Annotated in this window: 20 protein-coding genes and 1 tRNA gene; 12 read left to right on the top strand and 9 right to left on the bottom strand. The window is 71.5% G+C overall.

Going from position 1 to position 21531, the window contains the following annotated elements:
- Positions 1-17: 17 nt before the first annotated feature.
- Entirely contained in the window at positions 18-851 is an 834-nt protein-coding gene (locus tag ACLBWP_RS05935; protein ID WP_447654470.1) for a siderophore-interacting protein, read from the bottom strand.
- Between the two features lie 28 nt (positions 852-879).
- Between ACLBWP_RS05935 and ACLBWP_RS05930 the strand changes: the two genes are divergently transcribed.
- From ACLBWP_RS05930 to ACLBWP_RS05915, 4 genes are read left to right on the top strand one after another with little or no spacing between them, the layout of a single operon-like run.
- Positions 880-1959, top strand: a complete 1080-nt coding sequence (locus ACLBWP_RS05930; protein ID WP_447654469.1) for a FecCD family ABC transporter permease — start codon at positions 880-882, stop codon at positions 1957-1959.
- 47 nt (positions 1960-2006) lie between these two features.
- Positions 2007-3104 (top strand): FecCD family ABC transporter permease, encoded by a 1098-nt coding sequence (locus tag ACLBWP_RS05925; RefSeq protein WP_447654468.1) that lies wholly within the window; start codon positions 2007-2009, stop codon positions 3102-3104.
- Positions 3101-3982, top strand: coding sequence for an ABC transporter ATP-binding protein (locus tag ACLBWP_RS05920; RefSeq protein WP_447654467.1), 882 nt, complete (start codon positions 3101-3103; stop codon positions 3980-3982). Before ACLBWP_RS05925 ends, ACLBWP_RS05920 begins: the two co-directional genes overlap by 4 nt.
- 11 nt (positions 3983-3993) lie before the next feature.
- On the top strand, positions 3994-5007 hold the full coding sequence (locus ACLBWP_RS05915; RefSeq protein WP_447654466.1) for an ABC transporter substrate-binding protein: 1014 nt from the start codon (positions 3994-3996) through the stop codon (positions 5005-5007).
- A 4-nt stretch (positions 5008-5011) separates the two neighbouring features.
- Here ACLBWP_RS05915 and ACLBWP_RS05910 read toward each other — a convergent pair whose 3' ends face one another.
- From ACLBWP_RS05910 to ACLBWP_RS05900, 3 genes are all read right to left on the bottom strand, one after another.
- Positions 5012-5275 carry a hypothetical protein gene (locus ACLBWP_RS05910; RefSeq protein WP_447654465.1) on the bottom strand — a complete coding sequence of 88 codons (264 nt, stop codon included), beginning with the start codon at positions 5273-5275 and terminating at the stop codon, positions 5012-5014.
- A 49-nt stretch (positions 5276-5324) separates the two neighbouring features.
- Positions 5325-6269, bottom strand: coding sequence for a class A beta-lactamase (gene bla, locus ACLBWP_RS05905; RefSeq protein WP_447654464.1), 945 nt, complete (start codon positions 6267-6269; stop codon positions 5325-5327).
- Between the two features lie 88 nt (positions 6270-6357).
- Positions 6358-6921, bottom strand: a complete 564-nt coding sequence (locus ACLBWP_RS05900; RefSeq protein ID WP_447654463.1) for a TetR family transcriptional regulator — start codon at positions 6919-6921, stop codon at positions 6358-6360.
- 108 nt (positions 6922-7029) lie between these two features.
- On the opposite strand from ACLBWP_RS05900, the gene ACLBWP_RS05895 reads away from it, so the two are divergent.
- Positions 7030-7602, top strand: coding sequence for a hypothetical protein (locus tag ACLBWP_RS05895; protein WP_447654462.1), 573 nt, complete (start codon positions 7030-7032; stop codon positions 7600-7602).
- A gap of 81 nt (positions 7603-7683) precedes the next feature.
- Here ACLBWP_RS05895 and ACLBWP_RS05890 read toward each other — a convergent pair whose 3' ends face one another.
- Entirely contained in the window at positions 7684-9165 is a 1482-nt protein-coding gene (locus tag ACLBWP_RS05890; RefSeq protein ID WP_447654461.1) for a mannitol dehydrogenase family protein, read from the bottom strand.
- A 160-nt stretch (positions 9166-9325) separates the two neighbouring features.
- Here ACLBWP_RS05890 and ACLBWP_RS05885 point away from each other — a divergent pair, with 160 nt between their 5' ends.
- From ACLBWP_RS05885 to ACLBWP_RS05865, 5 genes are all read left to right on the top strand, one after another.
- Complete coding sequence (locus ACLBWP_RS05885) at positions 9326-9979, top strand: TetR/AcrR family transcriptional regulator (protein ID WP_447654460.1); 654 nt, start codon at positions 9326-9328, stop codon at positions 9977-9979.
- Between the two features lie 72 nt (positions 9980-10051).
- The gene (locus ACLBWP_RS05880; protein WP_447654459.1) at positions 10052-12715 is read left to right on the top strand and encodes an MMPL family transporter; all 2664 of its coding nucleotides are present in this window, start codon (positions 10052-10054) and stop codon (positions 12713-12715) included.
- Positions 12716-12847: 132 nt separating this feature from the next.
- Positions 12848-13291, top strand: coding sequence for a MarR family winged helix-turn-helix transcriptional regulator (locus ACLBWP_RS05875; protein ID WP_447654458.1), 444 nt, complete (start codon positions 12848-12850; stop codon positions 13289-13291).
- A 45-nt stretch (positions 13292-13336) separates the two neighbouring features.
- On the top strand, positions 13337-13549 hold the full coding sequence (locus ACLBWP_RS05870) for a hypothetical protein (RefSeq protein WP_243562463.1): 213 nt from the start codon (positions 13337-13339) through the stop codon (positions 13547-13549).
- A gap of 52 nt (positions 13550-13601) precedes the next feature.
- The gene (locus ACLBWP_RS05865) at positions 13602-14693 is read left to right on the top strand and encodes an alkene reductase (protein WP_447654457.1); all 1092 of its coding nucleotides are present in this window, start codon (positions 13602-13604) and stop codon (positions 14691-14693) included.
- A 93-nt stretch (positions 14694-14786) separates the two neighbouring features.
- Here the strand turns inward: ACLBWP_RS05865 and ACLBWP_RS05860 are convergent, their stop codons facing one another.
- The 4 genes from ACLBWP_RS05860 to ACLBWP_RS05845 all read right to left on the bottom strand — a co-directional run bounded on the left by ACLBWP_RS05860 (position 14787) and on the right by ACLBWP_RS05845 (position 17717).
- The gene (locus ACLBWP_RS05860) at positions 14787-14942 is read right to left on the bottom strand and encodes a hypothetical protein (RefSeq protein ID WP_447654456.1); all 156 of its coding nucleotides are present in this window, start codon (positions 14940-14942) and stop codon (positions 14787-14789) included.
- Positions 14943-15263: 321 nt separating this feature from the next.
- A tRNA-Arg gene (locus ACLBWP_RS05855) sits at positions 15264-15336 on the bottom strand.
- A gap of 106 nt (positions 15337-15442) precedes the next feature.
- Entirely contained in the window at positions 15443-16228 is a 786-nt protein-coding gene (locus tag ACLBWP_RS05850) for a dienelactone hydrolase family protein (RefSeq protein ID WP_447654455.1), read from the bottom strand.
- Between the two features lie 67 nt (positions 16229-16295).
- Positions 16296-17717: a glucose-6-phosphate dehydrogenase gene (locus ACLBWP_RS05845; RefSeq protein ID WP_243562468.1), complete on the bottom strand. Its 1422-nt coding sequence runs from the start codon at positions 17715-17717 to the stop codon at positions 16296-16298.
- Positions 17718-17818: 101 nt separating this feature from the next.
- Between ACLBWP_RS05845 and ACLBWP_RS05840 the strand changes: the two genes are divergently transcribed.
- Positions 17819-18976 carry a Gfo/Idh/MocA family protein gene (locus ACLBWP_RS05840; RefSeq protein WP_447654454.1) on the top strand — a complete coding sequence of 386 codons (1158 nt, stop codon included), beginning with the start codon at positions 17819-17821 and terminating at the stop codon, positions 18974-18976.
- A gap of 145 nt (positions 18977-19121) precedes the next feature.
- Positions 19122-21401 (top strand): bifunctional metallophosphatase/5'-nucleotidase, encoded by a 2280-nt coding sequence (locus ACLBWP_RS05835; RefSeq protein ID WP_447654453.1) that lies wholly within the window; start codon positions 19122-19124, stop codon positions 21399-21401.
- Positions 21402-21531: the final 130 nt, after the last annotated feature.

Genomic DNA, 21531 nt, shown 5'->3' with positions numbered 1-21531 from the left:
GTCCGAGGGCGGTCCGCTCAGGCGAGGACGCGGGCCTTCTCCTGCTTCCAGAACCCGCTGAAGGTGATGCGCGACTTCGGCAGGCCGGAGCGGTGCAGGTGGCGACGGCCCTCGGTGGCCAGGGTCGACTCGCCCACGACGAAGGCGTAGCCGCGGTCGTCGGACGGCGTGTGCCGGCGGAGTTCCTCGAGCGCAGCGGCACCAGGCGTCGCGTGCGGGTCCTGCCGGACGAGCCAGGTCACAGTGACCCCGGCCGGAGCGTCGAGTTCGCGGATGTCACCGGCAGTCGGGACCTCTTGGATGATCCGCCCGACCGTGTCGCGTGGGAGTGAGGCCGCGATGCCGACGACGCCGGGCAGCCCGGTCTCCTCAGCCACGACCAGCACCTCGGAGGCGTCGTCCGGGCAGTCGAAGATGCACCCCTGGTCCAGGAAGGCGAGCTCGTCGCCCGGTCGTGCCGCACAGGCCCAGAGCGCGGCGCGGCCCTCGGGGGTGCCGTCGGCGTCGGTGTGCACCACGAAGTCGATGTCGAGCTCGGCGCGGGTGGACCCGGTCGCGGGACGGAACGCGGCGACGGTGTAGTTCGCGCAGTGCGGGCGGACGTCCTCGGGGATGGCCAGGAACGGCGGCCACCACTTCGCGCCGTCGAGCTCGGGCAGGCGGAAGGTGTCCTGGTGCGGCAGCCGCAGGAACAGGCGGAACCAGTGGTCGAAGCCGAGGTACCCGAACTCGTGCAGGTCGTCGCCGGTGACGGTGACGCGGTGCATCGACGGGGTTGCCCGCTCGGTCCGCAGCACGCGTGCACGGAAGAGCCGGGGGTTCGTGGGCATGAGCCGCGGGGTCTTCGCCATGAGGGAAGGCTAACCTAAGATGGTTCGCGTGCCACCCCCCGTTCCCGTCGTGACCGATGCCCGCTCCACGGTCGTCAGCGCTGCCGTCGGCTCGGTCGGCGTCCACCGCGCCACGCTCCGTCGCCGAGCGCTCCTCGTGGTTGCCATGGTGCTCGCATTGGCGGTCACGGTCGTCCTGAGCATGGTGCTCGGCAGCAACCAGATCGGCACCGGGCGGGTGCTGGCCGGGCTGCTGCACACCGGCAGCAGCACCGACGAGGCGATCGTCTGGGGCTCCCGCGTCCCCCGGACGCTCATCGGTGCGACCGTCGGTGCTGCACTCGGTGTCGCCGGGCTGCTCATGCAGGGCCATACGCGCAACCCGCTCGCCGACCCCGGCCTGTTCGGGGTGTCGGCCGGCGCCGGACTGGCCGTCGTGCTCGGGGTCTACGTCTTCGGCATCACCAGCACGGGCGTCACGGTGTGGTTCGCCCTTGCCGGTGCCGTCGTGGCCAGCGTCGTCGTGTTCTCGGTGACGATCGCGGGCAGCGGGACCGCCAGCCCGGTGCCGCTCGCCCTCGCCGGTGCGGCCGTGTCCGCGCTGCTCGGCGCCGTGACGTCGTTCATCGTGCTCACCGACCAGGACTCGCTCGACGCCTACCGGCTGTGGGTCGTCGGGTCGCTGTCCGGCCGACAGCTCGACGTGCTCGGCGCGACGTGGCCGTTCCTGGTCGTCGGGCTCGTGCTTGCCGTCGCCAACGTGCGCGCCCTCGACGCATTGGGCCTCGGCACCGACCTGGCACGGGGCCTCGGCGAGAACCTGCTGGTCGCACGACTGGTCGGCCTGGGCGGCATCACGCTGCTGGCCGCCGGTGCGACCGCCGCCGCCGGCCCGATCGGTTTCGTCGGCCTGACCGTGCCGCACGTCGCCCGTGCCCTGGTCGGCACGGGGCACCGGTGGGCGCTGCCCGCCTCGGCGCTGCTCGGCGCGGCACTGGTGCTGCTGGCCGACGTGATCGGGCGGCTGATCGGCGGGTTCGCCGAGGTCGAGGTCGGCATCGTGCTCGCCGTGATCGGCGGTCCGGTGTTCGTGGCCGTGGCACGTCGGCGATCGCTGGTGGCGCTGTGAGCGGGCGGACGGCGGCGACCCGAGCGGCCGGGCCGACCACGGCGGCCGTGGGACCCGACGCAGCCGGACGCCGCGTGGCGCCCGGGGCGGCCTCGGCGCGCCGGGGCGTCCGGATCGGACCCGTCGGACTCGCCTGGCGCCCGCGCGTGTTCGGCATGACCATCGGCGCGGTCGTGGTCGCCCTGCTGCTCGTCGTGCTCGGCGTCGCCATCGGGTCGACGTGGATCACACCCGGCGTCGTCATCCGCTCGCTGCTCGGACTCGAGAGCGGTCCGGACGCCTTCATCGTCACCACGCTCCGGTTGCCCCGGGTCCTCACCGGCGCCCTGGTCGGCCTGACCCTGGCGGTCGCCGGCGCCTTGACACAGACCTTCACACGCAATCCGCTCGGGACGCCCGACATCATCGGGGTGACCTCCGGCGCGAGCGTCGGCGCCGTCGCCGCCGTGGTGCTGGGCGGTGGCAGCGCCTCGATCAGCGCGCTGGTGCTCGGCGGCGGGATCCCCGTTGCCGCCACGGTCGGTGCCCTGGTCGCCGCTGCGGTCGTGTACGGCCTCGGGTGGCGCGGCGGCGTGCAGAGCTACCGGCTGGTCCTGGTCGGCATCGGGGTCAGCGCCACACTCGACGCGATGACCAGCTACCTGCTCGTGCGCGCGCAGATCACCCAGGCGACCGCGGCCTCGCAGTGGCTGGTCGGCAGCCTGTCGAGCACCTCATGGTCGGCCTTCTGGCCACTGTTGATCGTCGCAGCGGTGGCCGTCCCGATCGCCCTCGCGACGAGCGCCGCGCTCGGCATCGGCCAGCTCGGGGACGAGGTCGCAGTCGGCGTCGGACTGGGCATCCAGCGGCACCGGCTGCTCGTGATCGCCCTGGCCGTGGTGCTCACCGCCGCTGCCGTCGCCGCTGCGGGGCCGGTCGGGTTCGTCGCGTTCGTCGTGCCGCAGGTCGCGCTCCGTCTGGCCGGCACGAACCGACCACCGCTGCTGCTGTCCGCCGCACTCGGGGCCGTCCTGGTCCTCGGCGCCGACCTGCTCGCACGCTCGGCGTTCCCGTGGCAGGTGCCCGTCGGCATCGTCACGACCGTGATCGGTGCCCCCTACCTGATCTGGCTGCTCGTCCGTCACCGCAAGGAGATGTCCCGATGACCCCGACCGCACCGGCTCACGCCCCGACCCTCGCGCCGCCCGCGACGACACCGGTCCTGCAGGCCCGCGGCCTGTCCGTCGGCTACGACCGCCACCCGGTGCTCCGGGACCTCGACCTGTCGATCGAGCGCGGCACCGTCACGACCTTCCTCGGGGCGAACGGCTGCGGCAAGTCCACGTTGTTGAAGGCCTTCGGTCGTGTCCTCAAGCCCATCGCGGGCGAGGTCCACCTGGACGGCACCCCGATCCGCTCGCAGCCGAACCGCGCCGTCGCCCGGAAGCTCGCGATCCTGCCCCAGTCCCCCGTCGCGCCCGCCGGCACGAGCGTCCTCGACCTGGTGATGCGCGGACGGAACCCGCACCAGTCGTGGGCGAAGCCGTGGACCCCCGAGGACGCTGCCGTCGCCGAGGACGCGATCGCCGCCACCGGGCTGACCGACGTGGCCCACCGCGACGTCGCGAGCCTGTCCGGCGGCCAGCGGCAGCGCGCGTGGATCGCCCTGGTGCTCGCCCAGCACGCCGAGACCCTGCTGCTCGACGAACCCACGACGTACCTCGACCTGGCGCACCAGCTCGAGGTGCTGCGGCTGGTGCGGCGGATCAACCGCGACCAGGGCTCGACGGTCGTGATGGTCCTGCACGACCTGACGCTCGCCGCCCGCTACTCGGACCGCCTGGTGGTGCTGCACGACGGCGGCGTCGCGGCCGACGGCGCACCGCGTGACGTCCTGACGCCCGAGGTCCTGGCCCGGGCGTTCGGCCTGCACGCCCGGGTCGTGCCGGATCCGGTGACGGGAGCGCCCATGGTCGTGCCCGAGGCGGACGAGCACGACCTCGATCACCTGTCAGGGCTCGCAGCCGACGCCGACTTAGGTTAGGCTCTCCTAACGTGAAGCTCCGATCCGTACTCCTGACCGCTGTGGCCGCGACGGCCCTCCTCCTGGCCGGCTGCTCGAGCACCGGGACGACCGGCTCGTCATCCGACGGCGGCGGGGGTGGGTCCACGTCGGTGTCCGACGGGGCCTGGTCCTACAAGGACGCCACCGGCACCACCGTCAAGGTCGACCACACCCCGAAGCGCGTCGTGGTCCTCAACGACATCGCCCTGTCGTTCGTGCACTACGGCCTGCGCCCGGTCGGCACCTTCGGGCAGCTGACGATGGCGTCGGACGCGCGGTTCAAGGGCGTCGACACCAAGGGCATCACCCAGCTCGGCACCGGGTACGGCGACATCGACCTCGAGCAGCTCGCGGCGCTCAAGCCCGACCTGGTCGTCACGTCGGTCTACCCCACGGACTCGTCGGGCACGCTCGACCCGAAGGCGCCCGGCTACGGCTTCAAGGACATCGCGCAGCAGAAGCAGATCGCGGCCATCGCTCCGATCGTCCAGGTCAAGTGGGGCGGCAAGGGCCTCGACGTCATCACGACCATCAGCAAGCTGGCCGAGTCCCTCGGGGCGAAGGAGTCGACGGTGACCGCCGCCGAGAAGCGCTTCGACACCGCCAAGCAGCAGCTCACCGCCGCGGCGAAGGAACAGGACCTGAAGGTCGTGTCGATGTACGCGGACGGCGACGGTGCCTACGTCACCCGTCCCTCGGACGAGCCGACCCTGCAGATGTACAGCGACTTCGGTCTCGACCTGGTCACCCCGAAGCCCAAGGGCTGGTACTGGGGCATCTACAGCTGGGAGAACGCGGGCCAGGTGCGCGGTGACGTCATCCTGCTGTCGCAGCAGGGTTACCAGGTCGCCGACCTGCAGAAGCAGCCGACCTTCGCCGACAACCCGGCGCTCGTCGCCGGCCAGGTCCACAGCTGGACGTTCCCGGCGCTCGACTACACGTCGCAGGCGCAGTACATGACCGACCTGGCGGGGTGGCTGCAGGAGAGCAAGAAGCTGTCCTAGCCGGTCAGTCCTTCGGCAGCAGCGGCGCCCAGAAGGCGTCGGGGCCGTCCGCGACGACGGCATCGGCGTCGAAGCGGAAGCCGTACTCGCTGACGAACTCGGCCGCGCCGGCGACCTCGTCCTGCTCGTCGTCGCGGTCGGGTTCGAACAGGTACACGCCGTGCCCCATCGGGACCCCGCTGTCGCTGACGATCGTCAGGTCCCAGCGCCCCGCCTCCGACCGTTCGATCCGGACGACGGCGGCCTGTGCAGCGGTGAAGTCAGCCATGCCGCGGAGCGTACGCCGCGGTGCTCCGGATCACCGCAGCCGCGACGGGTCACCGCAGCGCGGCGATCGCGGCTCGTGCCGCCGCGGCCACCAGGGCGTCGTCGGCGGTGGCGTCCGGCTGGTCCTTGCTCGTCATGACGACGACCACGACCGGCGCCCGTCCCGCCGGGTAGACCACGGCGATGTCGTTCCGGACGCCGTACTCCCCCGTGCCGGTCTTGTCGGCGACGGGCCACGCGGGGTCCACACCCGCGCGGACCGTCCCGGCGCCCGTGGTGTTGTCGAGCATCGTGTCCCGGATGAACGTGCGGTCGGTGGTCCCGAGCGTCGAGCCCAGCAGCACCTTCCGCAGGTCGGTGGCGAACTGCGCGGGCGTGGTCGTGTCCCGCGGGTCGCCCGGCGTCGCCTCGTTCAGGTCGGGTTCCAGGCGGTCGACGTTCGTCGTCCGGTCACCGGTCACACGCAGGTACCGCTCGACCGCGTCCGGTCCGCCCACCCGCTCGACGAGCAGGTTCGCCGCGGTGTTGTCGCTGAACCGCATCGCCGCGTCGATCAGCTCGCGGACGGTCATCCCCGTGTCGACGAACCGGCTGGTGATCGGCGCGTAGGACAGCAGGTCGCTCCGGTCGTAGTGCACGACGGTGTCCAGGTCCGCGTCGGACGAGGCCGCCAGCACCGCGGCGACGATGAACGTCTTGTTCGTCGAGGCGAAGGCGAAGCGCTCCCCCGCCCGGTACGCGACCTGACGACCGCTGCGGGTGTCGATCGCGGTGACACCGAGCCGCGCGTGGTGCGACTGCTCGAGCGCGGCGAACGAGCGCTGGATCGCGCGGTCCGCACTCGACGACGACTCTCGCGCCGCGACGGACTCCGCTGACGTCGTTGCCGCCGGTCCCGCTGTCTCCCCGAACGGCACCTGCGTGACGACGACCGCTGCCGACGCCGCGGCGACGAGGACGACGGCCCCAGTGATGAGCCTGTTCCTGGTTCGCATGCGGCCAGCCTGCCCGTCACGCCCCATGTGCGCCTGGCCGACGAACTCGAACTCGCCGCTGACCGCGTGATCCGCTCGGGCACGCAGCTCAGTGCCGCGCCGAGTCCGCAAGCCGTCGGCAGGTCACCACGAAGGTCTGGGCGAGCCGGGTCTCCCCCACGCGAGCGCAGGTCGAGAGCGACTCGCGGAGGGCGAGCACGGTCAACGGCACCGCAAATGGGTCATCCACGGCCCAGGTCCGCCGCAGGTCGGGCACCAAGGCGGCATCGCGGGTCGACATCGCCGCAGACAGCACCGGATCCTCGTCGATGGTCTCGGTGACCCGCATGAGGTGCCGGCGCGGGTGTCCCCGCGTCCGCTCCAACCAGCCGAGGGTCTGCTCGACACCGCTCACCAGGTCCGCGAAGCCCGGCTGCCCGCCGATGCACCAGCCGGCCGCCTCGAGCACCCACTGCACGCCGAAGCGGAACGCGTCGACCTTCGCGGGGCAGTACCGGAAGAACGTGCGCTCGGTCGTGCCCGCGGCCTGCGCGATGTCGCGAGCGGTCGTCTTCGCGTATCCCTGCACCTGCACGAGACTGACCGCCGCCGCCTCGATCGCGCGCTCGGTCGCGATCCGGTTCCGGATCCGCGGCCCCGGATCGAACGACATCAGATGCCCTGCCGTGTGGTCATCGCCATGCCTTGCATCGTGACAGTCACTGACGGTTCGCAAGGGCGCGGAGATCGATCTGTGGACAGCGGCCGCTCCGCTCGCGGCATGACCGTCGAGGACGACATCGCTGCCCTGACGGCGGCGCTCCGAGCGGCGCTGCCCGGCTCCACCACGTCGCTGCGCGGGTCCCGAGCGGCCGGCACCGCCGACCGGTACAGCGATGTCGACCTGGCGTGGGAGGTCGGTGCGCAAGGTGACGCAGGATCGGAGGCGATCCCGCGAGCGCTCACCTCGGTCGGCACGGTCGAGTCCGTCCGACTCGACCCGGACAGCGGCGCCACACGTCGGCTCGTGTTCGCGCGCATCGCGGAGTGGTCACTGTTCCAGCGGATCGACCTGGAACTCCGCGGGACCTTCGCGGCGACACCGTCCTGGGTCACGCCGTGGTCGCCCGCCGAGAGTGCCCTCATGAACGTGATCGCCGCCGTCAAGGCCACCGCCCGCGGGATGGGCGACATCGACGGCCTCCTCGCTCGTGCGGCGGACCGGATCGGGCTCGGCCAGCGGGACGGGCCGGCGCGGGATCTCATGCGTCAGGTGGTCGAGCGCGCCGTGTGCGTCGATCCGATGCAGGCGTCGCTCGGCGCACGTGTCAGCGCGCTGATCACGTCGGACTGAGCGGCTCGCGATGCTGACCACGGTCGGACGGGAGGACCGTGGCGGCGCCGCCACGGTCCTCCCGTCCGGTGGGTGGGCGCGTCAGGAACGCGACAGGCGCTCCACCGTCGCGTGCGCGCCGTCCGCCAGCAGGCCGTCGAGCGCCTCGCGGTACGCGGCGACGAACCGTTCGTCGTCGGCCAGGTCGCCGAACACCGCCCGGTTCTCGATGAAGGCCAGCCGGTCCTCGCGCTGCGTCAGCGCGATCCGTTGGAGCGAGTCGGCCAACCGGTCGACGATCGTGATCGGTTCGCCGGACTCGTCGGTGCCCTCGGCGTACCGGGCCCACGACGCCACGATGCCGGCGGACAGCGCGACGGGACCGCCGGACGCCAGGTTCTCGCGGACCACGGGCAGCAGCCACTTCGGGATGCGGTCACTCGACTCGGCGCAGAGCCGGGCCAGGGTGTCGCGGACCTCGGGGTTCTGGAAGCGTTCGATGAGCGTGGCCTTGTAGTCGTCGAGGTCGATGCCGGGCACGGGCGTGAGCGTCGGCGTGCCCTCCTCGTCCATGTACCGCCGCAGGAACGTCGCGATCGCGGGGTCCTGCGTGGCTTCGTGGGCGTAGCGGTACCCGGACAGGTACCCGAAGTAGCACAGGCCCTGATGGCTCGCGTTGAGCAGCCGCAGCTTCATCAGCTCGTAGGGCTCGACGTCGTCGACGATCTGCACGTCGGCGTCCTGGTACGGCGGTCGTCCGGCGGGGTGGTCGTCCTCGAGTACCCACTGGAAGAACGGCTCCGCGACGACGGGCCAGGCGTCCTCGATGCCCAGGTCCTCGCGGACGGCCGCGCGGTCCTCGTCGGTCGTGACGGGCGTGATCCGGTCGACCATCGAGTTCGGGAAGCTGACGTGTTCGTCCATCCAGTCCGCGAAGGCCGCATCCTGCAGTCGGGCGTAGGCGGTGAACATCCTCCGGGCGACACGCCCGTTCCCCTGGATGTTGTCGCACGACATCACCGTGAAGGGCACCTGGCCGCTGTCACGACGACGCCGCAACGCCTCGACGACCAGCCCGAAGACGGTGTGCGGTGGCGCTTCCCCGCGCAGGTCCGCGGCGACACCGGGCTCGTCAGCGACGAACTCCCCCGTCACGTGGTCGAAGTTGTAGCCCCCCTCGGTGATGGTCAGACTGACGATCTTCGTGTCGGGCGAGGCCATCTTCGCGATCACGGCCTCGGGGTCGTCGACGGCCAGCAGGTAGTCGACGATGCTGCCGATGACGCGGGCGTCCCGAGTGCCGTCCGGGTGCTTCAGCACGAGCGTGTACAGGCCGCCCTGCGCCGCCATCGCCTCGGCCATCCGGCGGTCCTGCTCGAGGACACCCACGCCGCAGATCCCGAAGTCGCGGGCCTTCCCCTGCTGCAGCAGCCGGTCGATCACCATCGCCTGGTGCGCGCGGTGGAACCCACCGACACCGAAGTGCACGATGCCGGCGGTGATCCCGGCGCGGTCGTACGTCGGGACCGCGATGCCGGTCGCGGCGATCTCGTCGAGGGCGTCCGGGGACAGACGAACAGGCATCGGTACTCCTTCGTACGGGGTGTGCATGCAGAGCCAGTCAACCACGGCACCGATGTGCTGAACGGAGTTTCTGTGATCGGCCGACTGATCCGGGGGACGAGCCTGGACGTCTCCTGCGCCGTGTTGCACCGAGTGCATCGATGCACTTAGTGTTCCCGCCGTGACCCTGTCGATCGACCGCCGTGCTGCCCTCAAGGCGAAGCACCGTGCCGCGATCCTGCAGGCCGCGCGTGCGCTGGTCGACGAACGTCGTGGCCGGGGCTTCAGTGTCGACGAACTCGCCGCGCGCGCCGACGTCGCGCGCCGCACCGTGTTCAACCACTTCTCCTCGCTCGACGAGATCCTGCTCACCGTCTGCGAAGAGGTGCTGTCGGTGATCATCGACCGGTTCCTGGCCGACATGGCGAACACCCCCGTCGGCGACGGCACCCGTTCGGCGATGTTCGACGAGCTCGAGTCCGCCGCGCGCGGTGCTGACCTCGCGCCGGCGATCGTGCGGATGCAGATGGTCCTCGGTGAGCCCGACGAGGAGACCGACGCGAAGGCCGCCGTGCTGACACAGACCGCGTTCTCGCGCGTGTCGGACCGGCTGCGCGAAGAGGTCGTCCGCCGGCACCCGGCGGCCGATGCCCTCGACGCGGCATTGCTCGTGGAGTCGCTCATGAGCGGCATCGTCGTCATCGCCGAGCACTGGCTCACGACGACGGGCCCACGCCTCGACCAGGAAGCGCTCGACGACTGGGACGCCCTGCTCGCACGCCTCGTGCACAGCGTCCGCAGCGGCTACATGGCCGACCACGACACGCACCACTAGACGCACCACCAGGGGTCCGCCGGCGTGCCCCACCCACACCGCACCACCTCTACGAAAGGAACGGGGCACCGCATGGCCGGTCTGCTCTACCGCCTCGGACGATTCTCCGCTCGGCGGCACTGGCTCGTGATCATCTCCTGGGTGGTCCTGTTGGGCATCGCGGGCGGCACCTACGCCCTCTTCGCCGGAACGATCTCCTCGTCGATCACCATCCCCGGCACGAAGACCAGCCAGGTGCAGGACGAGCTCGCGGACAAGTTCCCGAGCGCGAACGGCGGCACCGGCACGCTCGTGTTCACCACCAAGGACGGCAAGGCCTTCTCGGACACCCAGAAGACCGGGGTCGCCGACTTCCTGAAGGACATCGAGCAGCTCAAGGGCGTCAAGGGTGCGACGAGCGGGTTCGACACCCAGCAGCAGCTCGACGACCAGCGGCAGAAGCTCGTCGACGGCAAGCAGCAGATCGCGGACGGCCGGACGAAGATCGAGCAGGGTCAGGCCCAGCTCGACGCGCAGAAGCAGCAGCTCGAGGACGGCAAGACGAAGATCGCCGCCGCCCAGGCCCAGCTCGACGCGCAGAAGCAGCAGGCCGCGGCGGCCGGTGGCGCAGCAGCCTCGGGTGCCGCCGCGCAGGCGGCACAGGCGCAGCTGACCCAGGCCCAGGCGCAGATCGACGCGCAGCAGGCCCAGATCACGTCCGGCGAGCAGCAGCTCGCCGACGCGCAGAAGACGATCGACACGAACACGCAGAAGCTCGACGACAACGAGACCGAGATCACGCAGGGCACGAAGCTGCTGGACCTGTCGAAGGACATCCGCTTCGTGTCGAAGAACGACAGCACGGTGATCGGGACCGTGCAGTTCACGAAGTCCACGTACGAGGTCCCGGCGTCCACGAAGACCGCGATCTCGGACAAGGCCGACGACGCGAAGATCGACGGCGTCGAGGTCTACGTGTCGAACGACATCGCCCAGGGCGTGCCGTCGATCCTGGGGCCGGGCGAGATCGGCGGCGTGATCATCGCCGCGATCGTGCTCTTCCTGATGCTCCGCACGGTGATCGGCGCCGCGGTCCCGCTCGTCTCCGCCGTGCTCGGCGTCGGCGTCGCGTCCCTCGCAGCGCTGTCCTTCTCGAGCCTGGTCGAGTTCATCTCGGTCACGCCCGTGCTGGGGGTGATGTTGGGCCTGGCGGTCGGCATCGACTACTCGCTGTTCATCCTGAACCGCCACCGCACCCAGCTGAAGCAGGGCATGCGGGTGCACGAGTCCATCGGCCTGGCGAACGGCACCTCGGGCAACGCCGTGGTGTTCGCGGGGGCGACGGTCATCGTCGCGCTGCTCGCGCTCAACATCACCGGCATCCCGTTCCTGGGGCTGATGGGCACCGTCGGTGCGGTCGCGGTGTTCTTCGCGATCTGCATCGCCACGTCCTTCACCCCGGCGCTGCTGTCGATCATCGGCATGCGGATCCTGCGCCGCAAGGAGCAGAAGAGCATCGGCAACACGGGCTCGACCCGGGTGCCGAACAAGCCGATGTCGACCTGGCGCGCCGTCATCACGCTCGTTGCGGGCATCGCGGTGCTCGGCACGATCGCCCTCCCCGCCACGCAGATGCGACTGGGCCTGCCGAGTGGCGCGTCCGAGGCCGTCGACTCCAGCCAGTACAAGGCGTACAAGGCGCTCGACAAGGAGTTCGGTGCCGGCCAGAACGGCCCGCTGCTCGTCGTGGCGACCCTGCCGAAGGCGATCGCGTCCGACGACGTCACGGCCACCGAGGTCACGATCGGCCAGGCCATCGCGAAGAACGCAGACGTCGACGCGGTCCTGCCGATCGGCGCCTCGAAGTCGCGCGAGGTCATCGCCTTCCAGGTCAAGCCGGACGGCGGCCCGGACAGCGTCTCGACCGAGAACCTGGTGAAGGACCTGCGCACGCAGGACGTCTCCGTGTCGGGCGGTTCCGCCACGCTCGGGGTCGCCGGCAACGCGTCGGCCAACATCGACGTGTCCGAGAAGCTGTCGAACGTGCTGCCGCTCTACCTGGCGGTGGTCGTCGGCCTGTCGCTGATCATCCTGATCATCGTGTTCCGGTCGTTCCTGGTGCCGATCACGGCCACGGCGGGCTTCATCCTGTCGGTGCTGGCGTCCTTCGGTGGCCTGACCGCCATCTACCAGTTCGGTTGGCTCGGCAGCGTGTTCGGGGTGCACGACCCCGCACCGATCCTGAGCTTCCTGCCCATCATCGAGATCGGCATCCTGTTCGGGCTCGCGATGGACTACCAGCTGTTCCTGGTGTCGGGCATGCGCGAGGCGTACGCCCACGGCGCCAGTGCGAAGGTGGCCGTCCAGCGCGGCCTGCACGCCGGTCGCGCGGTGGTCACGGCAGCGGCGATCATCATGATCTCGGTGTTCGCGGGCTTCATCTTCTCGGACTCGTCCACGATCAAGCCGATCGGGTTCGGGCTGGCGTTCGGTGTGCTGGTGGACGCGTTCGTCGTCCGCATGCTGCTGATCCCGGCGGCGATGCACCTGCTCGGCGAGAGCGCGTGGTGGTTCCCGAAGTGGCTGGACCGCATCGTGCCGGACGTCGACGTCGAGGGCGCCAAGCTCGAGCGCGCCCACCCGGGTGACGGACACGACCTGGCCCGCGAGTCGACCCACACGGGCACGCATGTGCTGCCGGTCGAACCGGACGCCACGACGCACGACTCGGGGCACCCCCCGGCGCACCGCGCGTAGCGCACCGCGCGGAGCGCACCGCGCCCATCGCACCGCCCTGGAGGCCCGGTGCCGGTCCCCGAGACCGGCACCGGGCCTCCCGTCCGTCGCCCACCCACGCCACGGTTCGTGCACGAACGGTACGCTGGCCGCATGGCCCAGACCGACCTCGACCCGCTCGCCCTCGACCGGCAGCTCTGCTTCGCCCTCGCCGCGACCAGCCGCAGCGTGATCGGGCTGTACCGCGACCTGCTCGAGCCGATGGGCCTGACGCACCCGCAGTACCTGGTGATGCTGGCGCTGTGGGAGCACGATCCCCGGTCCGTGCGCGAGATCGCCGGCGAGCTGCGTCTGGACTCGGCCACACTCAGCCCGCTGCTCAAGCGGTTGGAGGCTTCGGGCTACCTCCGCCGCACCCGCAGCACCACCGACGAACGACAGCTCGAGGTCAGCCTGACCACCGCCGGCCGAGCGCTCCGCGAGCGTGCCCGCGCGGTGCCGGTGAAGATCGCCGAACGCCTGGGCTGGCCGCTCGCCCGACTCGAGGCCCTGAAGGACGAACTCACCGCACTGCTCGAACTCGTCGACACCGTCTGACTCGTTCGTGCAACAATGGTGAGTGCACGAACGAAAGGGAGAACCGTGGGACGCTTCGGCCGGTGGTACGAACGGTGGAACACGACGCTGATCGAGAAGATGGGCCCGTCGCAGATCGGGGCCGGGCATGCCGAGGGCGTCGACGACCGCACGGTGGACCGCGGCTGCCCGATCTGCCACAGGCCGTTGTCGCTGCACCAGGTCATCCGTCCCGAGGGCCAGGTCCGCTCGTCGACGCTCGTCTGTCCGCGCGACTGACCGATCTGCGCGCAGGCGGAATTGCACGCGGCAACAGTGCGTTCGGCCTGAGGTGAAGCTCTTCGAAACCACCTCCTTCGGCGCCCTGCAGCTGTCGAACCGCATCGTCATGGCCCCGCTCACCCGCACCCGCGCCGGCGAGCACGGCATCCCGAACGACCTGCTCGTCGAGCACTACCGCAAGCGCGCGGGCCTCGGCATGATCATCACCGAGGGCACCTGGCCCGTGCAGGAAGGCCGCTCCTACCCCGGGCAGCCCGGCATCGAGACGGACGAGCAGATCGCCGGGTGGCGCCGCGTCGCCGACGCCGTGCACGCCGAGGGCGGCACGATCGTCATGCAGCTCATGCACGGCGGCCGCGTCTCGCACCCGTCGATCTCCGACACCCCGCGCATCGTCGCCCCCTCCGCGATCGCCGCCCCCGGTCAGACGCACCTGGCCGACGGCTCGAAGGCCGACATGCCGGTCCCCCACCAGCTGACCACCGACGAGGTCGCCCAGGCCGTGCAGGGCTTCGCCCAGGCCGCCCGCAACGCGATCGCCGCCGGGCTCGACGGTGTCGAGGTCCACGGCGCCAACGGCTACCTGGTCCACGAGTTCATGTCCCCGGTGTCGAACACCCGCACCGACCAGTACGGCGGCTCCCCCGAGAACCGTGCGCGCTTCGCGATCGAGGTCACCACGGCCGTCGCCGAGGCCGTCGGAGCGGACCGCACCGGCATCCGCCTGTCGCCGGAGCACGGCATCCAGGGCGTCATCGAGGACGACGCGGCCGACGTCCGCGCGACCTACACCGCCGTCGCCGAGGGCCTCGCCCCGCTGGGTCTGGCGTTCGTCGACGTCCTGCACGCCGAGCCGACCGGTGACCTGGTGCAGCACGTCCGTCGCACCGCCCGCGCCCCGTTCATCGTGAACTCGGGCTTCTCGTCCCTGACCACGCGCGACGAGGCCATCGCACTCGTCGACGCCGACCAGGCCGACGCCGTCGCCGTGGGTCGCATGGCGATCGCGAACCCCGACCTGGCACACCGCTGGGAGCGCGACACCGAGCTGAACGAGCCGCGCCCGCAGTTCTTCTACGGCGCGACGGCCGAGGGCTACACGGACTACCCGACCCTCGCCGAGGTGCGCGCGATGGCGTAGCACCCGACCCCCGGTCGGACGGGAGGCCCGTGGCGGATCCGCCACGGGCCTCCCGTCATGTCCGTGGCCGGTGCTCCGGCCGTGGCCGGGCCGCTACTGCGCGGCCGGCTCCTGCAGGCTCGGGCCGTCCTCGAGGAACACCGTCGGGTGGCCCGGCGTCGGCAGGTCGGGCTTCGTGTCCAGCTCGGCGTCCGCGGCGAGCGCACCGGTGTCGTCGCCGGTGGGCACCGGGTCGGTCGAAGGGGGCATCGCGAGGCTCCGTTCACGACGAGGGGCGTCCTGGCGCGCTGATGGTACCGCCGCCGGGCGCGCCGGCACCAGGCCGATCCGCCGAGCGCGGCTCGTGCGGCGGCTCGCGGCGACTCGTGGCGCCGAGTCTCGGCTCCGCGGACAGTCTGCGGGCCGGAACGCCCGGATGATGTCCGCCAGAGCGAGACTCGGCGCGCGCCGGTCCGGGGCGCGAACGGTGCGGACGGACACGCCCCCGGGAACGCCGAAGGCCCCGATGCGATGTGCATCGGGGCCTGCAGCGGTTCGGTGTCAGTCCGTCATCCTGAACTGACGGTACTGTGCGCTCGAAGGGACTCGAACCCCCAACCTTCTGATCCGTAGTCAGATGCTCTATCCATTGAGCTACGAGCGCATTGCTGCCGAAGCGGCCGTGGAAGACTCTACAACAGGTGCGGCCCGCAGCGCCAATCGTGCCGGGGTCGACGCCACGAACGGCGTGTCGCCCGGCTCGAGCGCGGTCAGACGATGGCGAGCTCCTCGCCGAACACCTCGGCCAGGAACGCCTCGAGCGCCTGCCACGAGCGACGGTCGGCCGTCGCCTGGTACTGCGCACCGTTCTCGGGCGCGTCGGTCTCCGGCACGGCGAACGCGTGCATCGCACCCGCGTACGTCACGACCTGCCAGTCCAGATCGGGCACGGCGCGCATCTCGTCCTGCCAGGCCTGGACGGCAGAGTCGGGCACGACGGGGTCGATCCCGCCGGTGAGCACGAGCAACTTGGCCCGGATCGCCGCGGCATCGGACGGGTCGTGGGCGATCAGGCCGCCGTGGAACGAGACCGCCCCGACCAGGTCCGCGCCGGTGCGGGTGAGCTCGAGCGCTGCGGACCCGCCGAAGCAGTACCCCATCACCACGACGCGGGAGTGGTCGACGTCGGGGTCGGCGCGCAGCCGGTCGAGCCCCGCCTGCACCCGGGCACGCATGAGCGGCAGGTCCTGGTAGTACGAACCGGCGACCTCGGCGGCGGTGTCGTCGCCCGGACGGACGCCCTCGCCGTAGACGTCGGCGCCGAAGGCCACGTACCCCAGGCGCGCGAGCATCGTCACGCGGGCCTCGACGTGCTCGTTCACCCCGTGCCAGTCGTGGATCACGAGCACGCCGGGGCGGGGCCCGGACACGGCGTGGTCCTTCGCCAGCACCCCGAGCAGCGCCGTGCCCTCGTGGTCGTAGCGGACGGGCTCGACACGGATGTCGGCTCCGGCGGGTTCGGGAACGGTCTGCAGGACGTCGTCGATCGTGGTCATGTCCCGGACGCTACGCCCGCTGCCCCGGACGGTGCCGGGACGGCGGGCGGCGCGGGTGCGGAGCCGTTCAGCAGTCGATGTTGTCCCAGCCGTCGGGCCCCTCGGACCCGGCGGGGTAGTCGTCCAGGTCGACCTTGCCGGCCCGCCAGGCGGTCAGGAACGGCTCGACGACCTTCCAGCCCTGCACGGCGCTGTCGCCGCGGACCGACAGCGTCGCGTCGCCCTCGAGCACCCCGGCCAGGACCTCGCCGTAGGCGCTGAGCCGACCGGGGTTGAACGTGGTCTCGAGCACGGTGTGGTCGATCGTGTACGGGTCGCCCGGGCCGTTGACGTTGAGCTCGAGGTCCATCTTGTCCGGCGCGATCCAGATCCGCAGCCGGTCGGGGCGCTGCACGCCGGTCAGCCCGTCGGGCACGTGCGGGGAGTCCTTGAAGGTCACGACGATCTCGCGGCGCTGGGCACCGAGGGCCTTGCCGGACCGCAGCGTGAACGGCACGCCCGCCCAGCGCCAGTTCGCGATCTCCAGCCGGATCTGCGCGAGGGTCTCGGTGCCGATCGACGGGTCGACCCCGTCCTCGTCGACGTAGGACGGCATCGAGCGGTCACCCACGGTGCCGGCTGTGTACCGCGCGCGACGACCCGCGGTGAGCGGGTCGCCGCCCCACGGCCGGACGGCGCGCAGCACGAGTTCCTTCTGCGTGCGCAGGTCGTCGGCGTCGATCGACGCGGGTGCCTCCATCGCGACGACGGCCATCACCTGCAGCAGGTGGCTCTGGATCATGTCGACCAGGGCACCGGCCTTGTCGTAGTAGCGTGCGCGACCCTCGAGCCCCAGGGTCTCGTCGTAGACGATGTCGACGCGCTCGACGTGGGTGGACGACAGCAGCGGCTCGATGATGCGGTTCGCGAAGCGCAGCCCGAGCAGGTTCAGCACCGTCGAGCGGCCCAGGAAGTGGTCGACGCGGTGGATGCGCTCCTCGGGCAGGAACGAGTGCAGCAGGTCGTTGAGGTGTTCGGCGCTGGCGGCATCGGTGCCGAAGGGCTTCTCGAGCGCGAGACGGATGCCGGCGGGCAGGTCGAGGTCGGCCAGGACGGCGCAGCTCTTCTCGGTGACGGCGGGCGGCAGGGCGAAGTACACGGCCGGGTCGTGGTGGCAGTCGGCGAGCAGGGTCTTCAGGTCGTCGGCGCTGGTGACGTCGGCCTTGCGGTAGCTCGAGGCGTCGACGACGTCCTGCAGGCGCTTCGACAGCGGCTTCGACCCCGAGGCGCCCTCGTCCTCCTCGTTCTTCGACGCCTGTGCGTTCTCGAACGCGTCGTGCACCAGCTGCTTCCAGTCGTCGGCCGCGATGTCCTCGACCCCGGCTCCGACGAGCTGCACGTCCCAGTCCTCCTTCACCTCCAGCAGCGTCGCGAGGCCCGGCAGCAGCAGGCGCTTGGACAGGTCGCCACTGGCACCGAGGATGAGGAGGGTGGTCTGGAGGCTCGACATGTCCCAGACCGTACCCACCGGTTCCGGTGCACGGACGGGTGGTTCCAATACTGTGGGCACCGTGACGGCGCACCGCGGGCGTCGGGACGCGAGGGAGCACCATGGCGACTGAGGACACCGGACGACGACTGCGTGTGGTCGTCGTCGGCACGGGCATGATCGCGGCGGTGCACGTGCGCGCCGCGAAGGCCGCCGGGGCCGAGGTGCTCGGGGTCCTCGGCCGGAACCCCGATCGCTCCGCGCAGGTCGCCGCCCAGCTCGACGTGCCCCGCGGGTACGCCGACCTGGACCAGGTGATCGCCGACGCACCCGACGTGGTGCACGTCTGCACGCCGAACGACCAGCACCACCCCCAGGCCCTCGCCGTCATCCGCGCCGGCATCAACGTCGTGTGCGAGAAGCCGCTCGCGGTGTCGAGCGCGCAGGCCGCCGAGCTCGAGCGGGCCGCGGCGGACGCCGGCGTCGTCGCGACGGTGCCGTTCGTCTACCGCTTCCACCCGATGGTGCGCGAGGTCCGGTCGCGGATCACCGACGGCGACCTGGGCCGGGTGCTCGCGGTGCACGGCCACTACCTGCAGGACTGGATGCTCGACGAGGACTCGTCCTCGTGGCGGGTCGACGCCGGCGCCGGCGGGCTGTCCCGCGCGTTCGCTGACATCGGTTCGCACTGGTGCGACCTGGCCGAGTTCGTCACGGGCGAGCGCTTCGCGAGCGTCAGCGCCACCACGGACATCGTCTACCCGACCCGGCCGGCCGCCTCCGGCCCGTCGTTCTCGGGCTCGCCCGACCCGGACCCGATCGCCGACGCCGGCACCCGCGACGAGGTCACGACCGAGGACACCGCCGTCGCCACGTTCCGCACCGAGACCGGCCGGATCGGCAACGTCGTCGTCTCGCAGGTCGCCGCCGGACGGAAGAACCGGCTGTGGTTCGAGGTCGACGGCACACGCGGTTCGGCCGCCTTCGACCAGGAGCAGCCCGAGTCGGCCTGGTTCGGCAACGAGACCGGCGCCCAGATCGTGGTGCGGGACCCGTCGCAGGGCTCCCCCGACCAGCGGCGTCTGGCGACCGTGCCGGCCGGGCACCCGCAGGGCTACCTCGACGCCTTCGCCGCCTTCGTCGCGGACACTTACACCGCCGTCCGCACCGGGGTGGTCCCCGACGGTCTGCCGACCTTCGCCGACGGCGCCCGGTCAGCGCGCATCATCGACGCCGTCGTGGCGAGCGCGCGCTCGCGCGCGTGGGAGGACGTCGGCTGAGCCGACGGGTCGGACTGGAGGCCCGGCTGCCGTGACCGACGTCGGTCACGGCAGCCGGGCCTCCAGTCCGGTCATGTGAACAGCGCGTGACGTTCGCCGGGACCCCCTGGCGGGTTGTCTGTGGATCCTCGTAGGTTCGTTGCCGATGAACACGAAACCGACCTCCCGACGACGCGGCATCGCCGCCGGCGCCGCCCTGGCCACCGCTGGTGTCCTCGTCGCCCTGTCCCTGCCCACTGCCGCCGTCGCAGCCGACGGTGACACGACGATCGACATCTACGACGTCAACGACTTCCACGGACGCATCGCGCAGTCCCTGAGCAGCCCGACCCCGCGCGCCGGTGACGCCGCCGGTGCCGCGGTGCTCGCCGGAGCACTCGACGAGCTGCGCGGGCCCGACCCCTCGACGTCGGCGTTCGTGAGCGCCGGGGACAACATCGGCGCCTCGACCTTCGAGTCCTTCGTGCAGCAGGACCAGCCGACGATCGACGTGCTCAACCAGATGGACCTGTCCGTCAGCGCGATCGGCAACCACGAGCTCGACGGTGGCCGCGCCGACCTGCAGGACCGCGTGATCGGGCCCGAGGGGGCGCGCAACGCGAAGTGGGACTACGTCTCCGCGAACATCCTCGACCGGGCGACCGGCGAGCCCGCGTTCCAGCCGTACTCGATCCAGCAGATCAGCGGCAAGCGCATCGGGTTCATCGGCGCGACCGTCGACCTGACCGGGCTCGTCAGCCCAGCCGGCATCTCCACGTTGCAGATGGCCGACATCACCTCGTCGGTGAATGCGGTCGCCGACGAGCTCACCGACGGCAACGAGGCCAACGGCGAAGCCGACGCGCTCGTGCTCCTGGTCCACGACGGCGCGGACACCGCTGCGGCGAGCGACCTCGACAACGGGTCGGCGTTCGCGAAGGCGGTGCACGGGGTCACCCCGAAGGTGTCCGCGATCCTGTCCGGACACACGCACCAGACCTACGTGCACAACGTCGTGCCCGACGGTGGCACGGTCCCCCGCCCGGTGATCCAGACCGGGTCGTACGGCTTCAACCTGGGCCACCTGCGCATGACGGTCGCGGCCGACGGCTCCGTCGCCGCGACGGTCGAGAACCTCAGCCTGGTCGACGGCACGTACGCACCGGACGCTGCCGTCGCCGCGACCGTGACGAGCGCCGTCGCCGCCGCCGAGGTCCGCGGGGCCGAGGTCATCGGGAAGACCGACGTCGACATGCGCCGCGCGGTGCAGACCGACGGCAGCGAGAACCGCGGGGGCGAGTCCACGCTCGGCAACTTCGTCGCCGAGGTCCAGCGCAGCGCCACCCAGGACCGTCAGGGCGCCCAGATCGCGTTCATGAACCCGGGCGGTCTGCGTGCCGACCTGGCCGGCGGCGACGTGACCTACAAGGAAGCGGCCGTCGTCCAGCCGTTCGCGAACACCCTGGTCGTGCTCGACCTGACCGGGGCGCAGGTGAAGCAGGCGCTCGAGCAGCAGTGGCAGCCCGCCGCCGCCAGCCGGCCGTTCCTGAAGCTCGGCGTGTCGAAGGGCTTCTCGTACGCCTACGACCCGACCGCCGCGGCCGGGTCACGCATCACCTCGATGACGCTCGACGGCACCCCGATCGACCCCGCGACGACGTACAAGGTCACGGTGAACTCGTTCCTGGCGTCGGGTGGCGACAACTTCACCGCGTTCGCCGGTGCCGCGGCCAAGCAGGACAGCGGCACGGTCGACCTCGAGGCGCAGGTGCAGTACTTCCGGACGAACCCCAGTGTCACCGTGGCCGACGACCAGCGTTCGGTGGGCGTCCAGATCACCCCGACGCCCGAGGGCGGTTTCCAGCCGGGCGACCCGATCGCCATGGAGCTGTCGTCGCTGGTCTTCAGCAGCGCGGCCGACCAGCCGACCACGGTGTCCGTCAGCGCTGGTGACCAGGTGCTCGCCACGGCGGACATCGACCCGACGGTCGTCGACACCACGGACGAGCAGGGCCGGGCATCGCTCCAGTTCACCGTGCCGACCGGCACCGACGCTCCGGCAGCCCGTGCGGCGGAGACCACGTTCGCCGCGCTGGCCGCCACCACGGACGCACCCCTGGTCGTGACCGTCGGTTCGACGCGCATCGTGCTCCCCGTGACGGTGCCCCTCGCTGCGGCCGTCGCCCCGGGCACCGACCCGACCGACCCGGGCAACCCGGGCGACCCGGGTACCGACCCAGGCACGGGCCCCGTCGCCGGTGGCGGTGCTGATGCGGGCAGCGGTGGCGTCGTCGGTGCCGGCACGGGTGGCACCGCCGTGCGCGGCTCGGGCGGCCTGGCCTACACGGGCACTGAGCTCGCCGCCCCGGCCCTGGTCGCCGGGCTGCTGCTGCTCGCCGGCATCACGGCGATGGTCGTCGCACGACGGCGGCGCACACGAATCTGACCGCACGTCGCCGGACGCCCCCGTCCACTCGCGACACCGTGGGAGGCCACGATGTCCGGGTGCGGCGGGGGCGTCCTGCGTCCGGGTGGGTTCGGCCGTCCGCTCCGGGCGTATCCGGTCCGCACCGATC

It is taken from the genome of Microbacterium sp. M1A1_1b, assembly GCF_053345565.1.
This window is presented reverse-complemented; position numbering and strand designations above follow the sequence as displayed.

Excerpts from the sequence above, each read along its gene's own strand:
- ACLBWP_RS05935 (WP_447654470.1), bottom strand. The coding sequence starts at position 851 with ATGGCGAAGACCCCGCGGCTCATGCCCACGAACCCCCGGCTCTTCCGT.
- ACLBWP_RS05920 (WP_447654467.1), top strand. The coding sequence starts at position 3,101 with ATGACCCCGACCGCACCGGCTCACGCCCCGACCCTCGCGCCGCCCGCG.
- ACLBWP_RS05910 (WP_447654465.1), bottom strand. The coding sequence starts at position 5,275 with ATGGCTGACTTCACCGCTGCACAGGCCGCCGTCGTCCGGATCGAACGG.
- bla (WP_447654464.1), bottom strand. The coding sequence starts at position 6,269 with ATGCGAACCAGGAACAGGCTCATCACTGGGGCCGTCGTCCTCGTCGCC.
- ACLBWP_RS05900 (WP_447654463.1), bottom strand. The coding sequence starts at position 6,921 with ATGTCGTTCGATCCGGGGCCGCGGATCCGGAACCGGATCGCGACCGAG.
- ACLBWP_RS05895 (WP_447654462.1), top strand. The coding sequence starts at position 7,030 with ATGACCGTCGAGGACGACATCGCTGCCCTGACGGCGGCGCTCCGAGCG.
- ACLBWP_RS05890 (WP_447654461.1), bottom strand. The coding sequence starts at position 9,165 with ATGCCTGTTCGTCTGTCCCCGGACGCCCTCGACGAGATCGCCGCGACC.
- ACLBWP_RS05880 (WP_447654459.1), top strand. The coding sequence starts at position 10,052 with ATGGCCGGTCTGCTCTACCGCCTCGGACGATTCTCCGCTCGGCGGCAC.
- ACLBWP_RS05875 (WP_447654458.1), top strand. The coding sequence starts at position 12,848 with ATGGCCCAGACCGACCTCGACCCGCTCGCCCTCGACCGGCAGCTCTGC.
- ACLBWP_RS05860 (WP_447654456.1), bottom strand. The coding sequence starts at position 14,942 with ATGCCCCCTTCGACCGACCCGGTGCCCACCGGCGACGACACCGGTGCG.
- ACLBWP_RS05850 (WP_447654455.1), bottom strand. The coding sequence starts at position 16,228 with ATGACCACGATCGACGACGTCCTGCAGACCGTTCCCGAACCCGCCGGA.
- ACLBWP_RS05845 (WP_243562468.1), bottom strand. The coding sequence starts at position 17,717 with ATGTCGAGCCTCCAGACCACCCTCCTCATCCTCGGTGCCAGTGGCGAC.
- ACLBWP_RS05840 (WP_447654454.1), top strand. The coding sequence starts at position 17,819 with ATGGCGACTGAGGACACCGGACGACGACTGCGTGTGGTCGTCGTCGGC.
- ACLBWP_RS05835 (WP_447654453.1), top strand. The coding sequence starts at position 19,122 with ATGAACACGAAACCGACCTCCCGACGACGCGGCATCGCCGCCGGCGCC.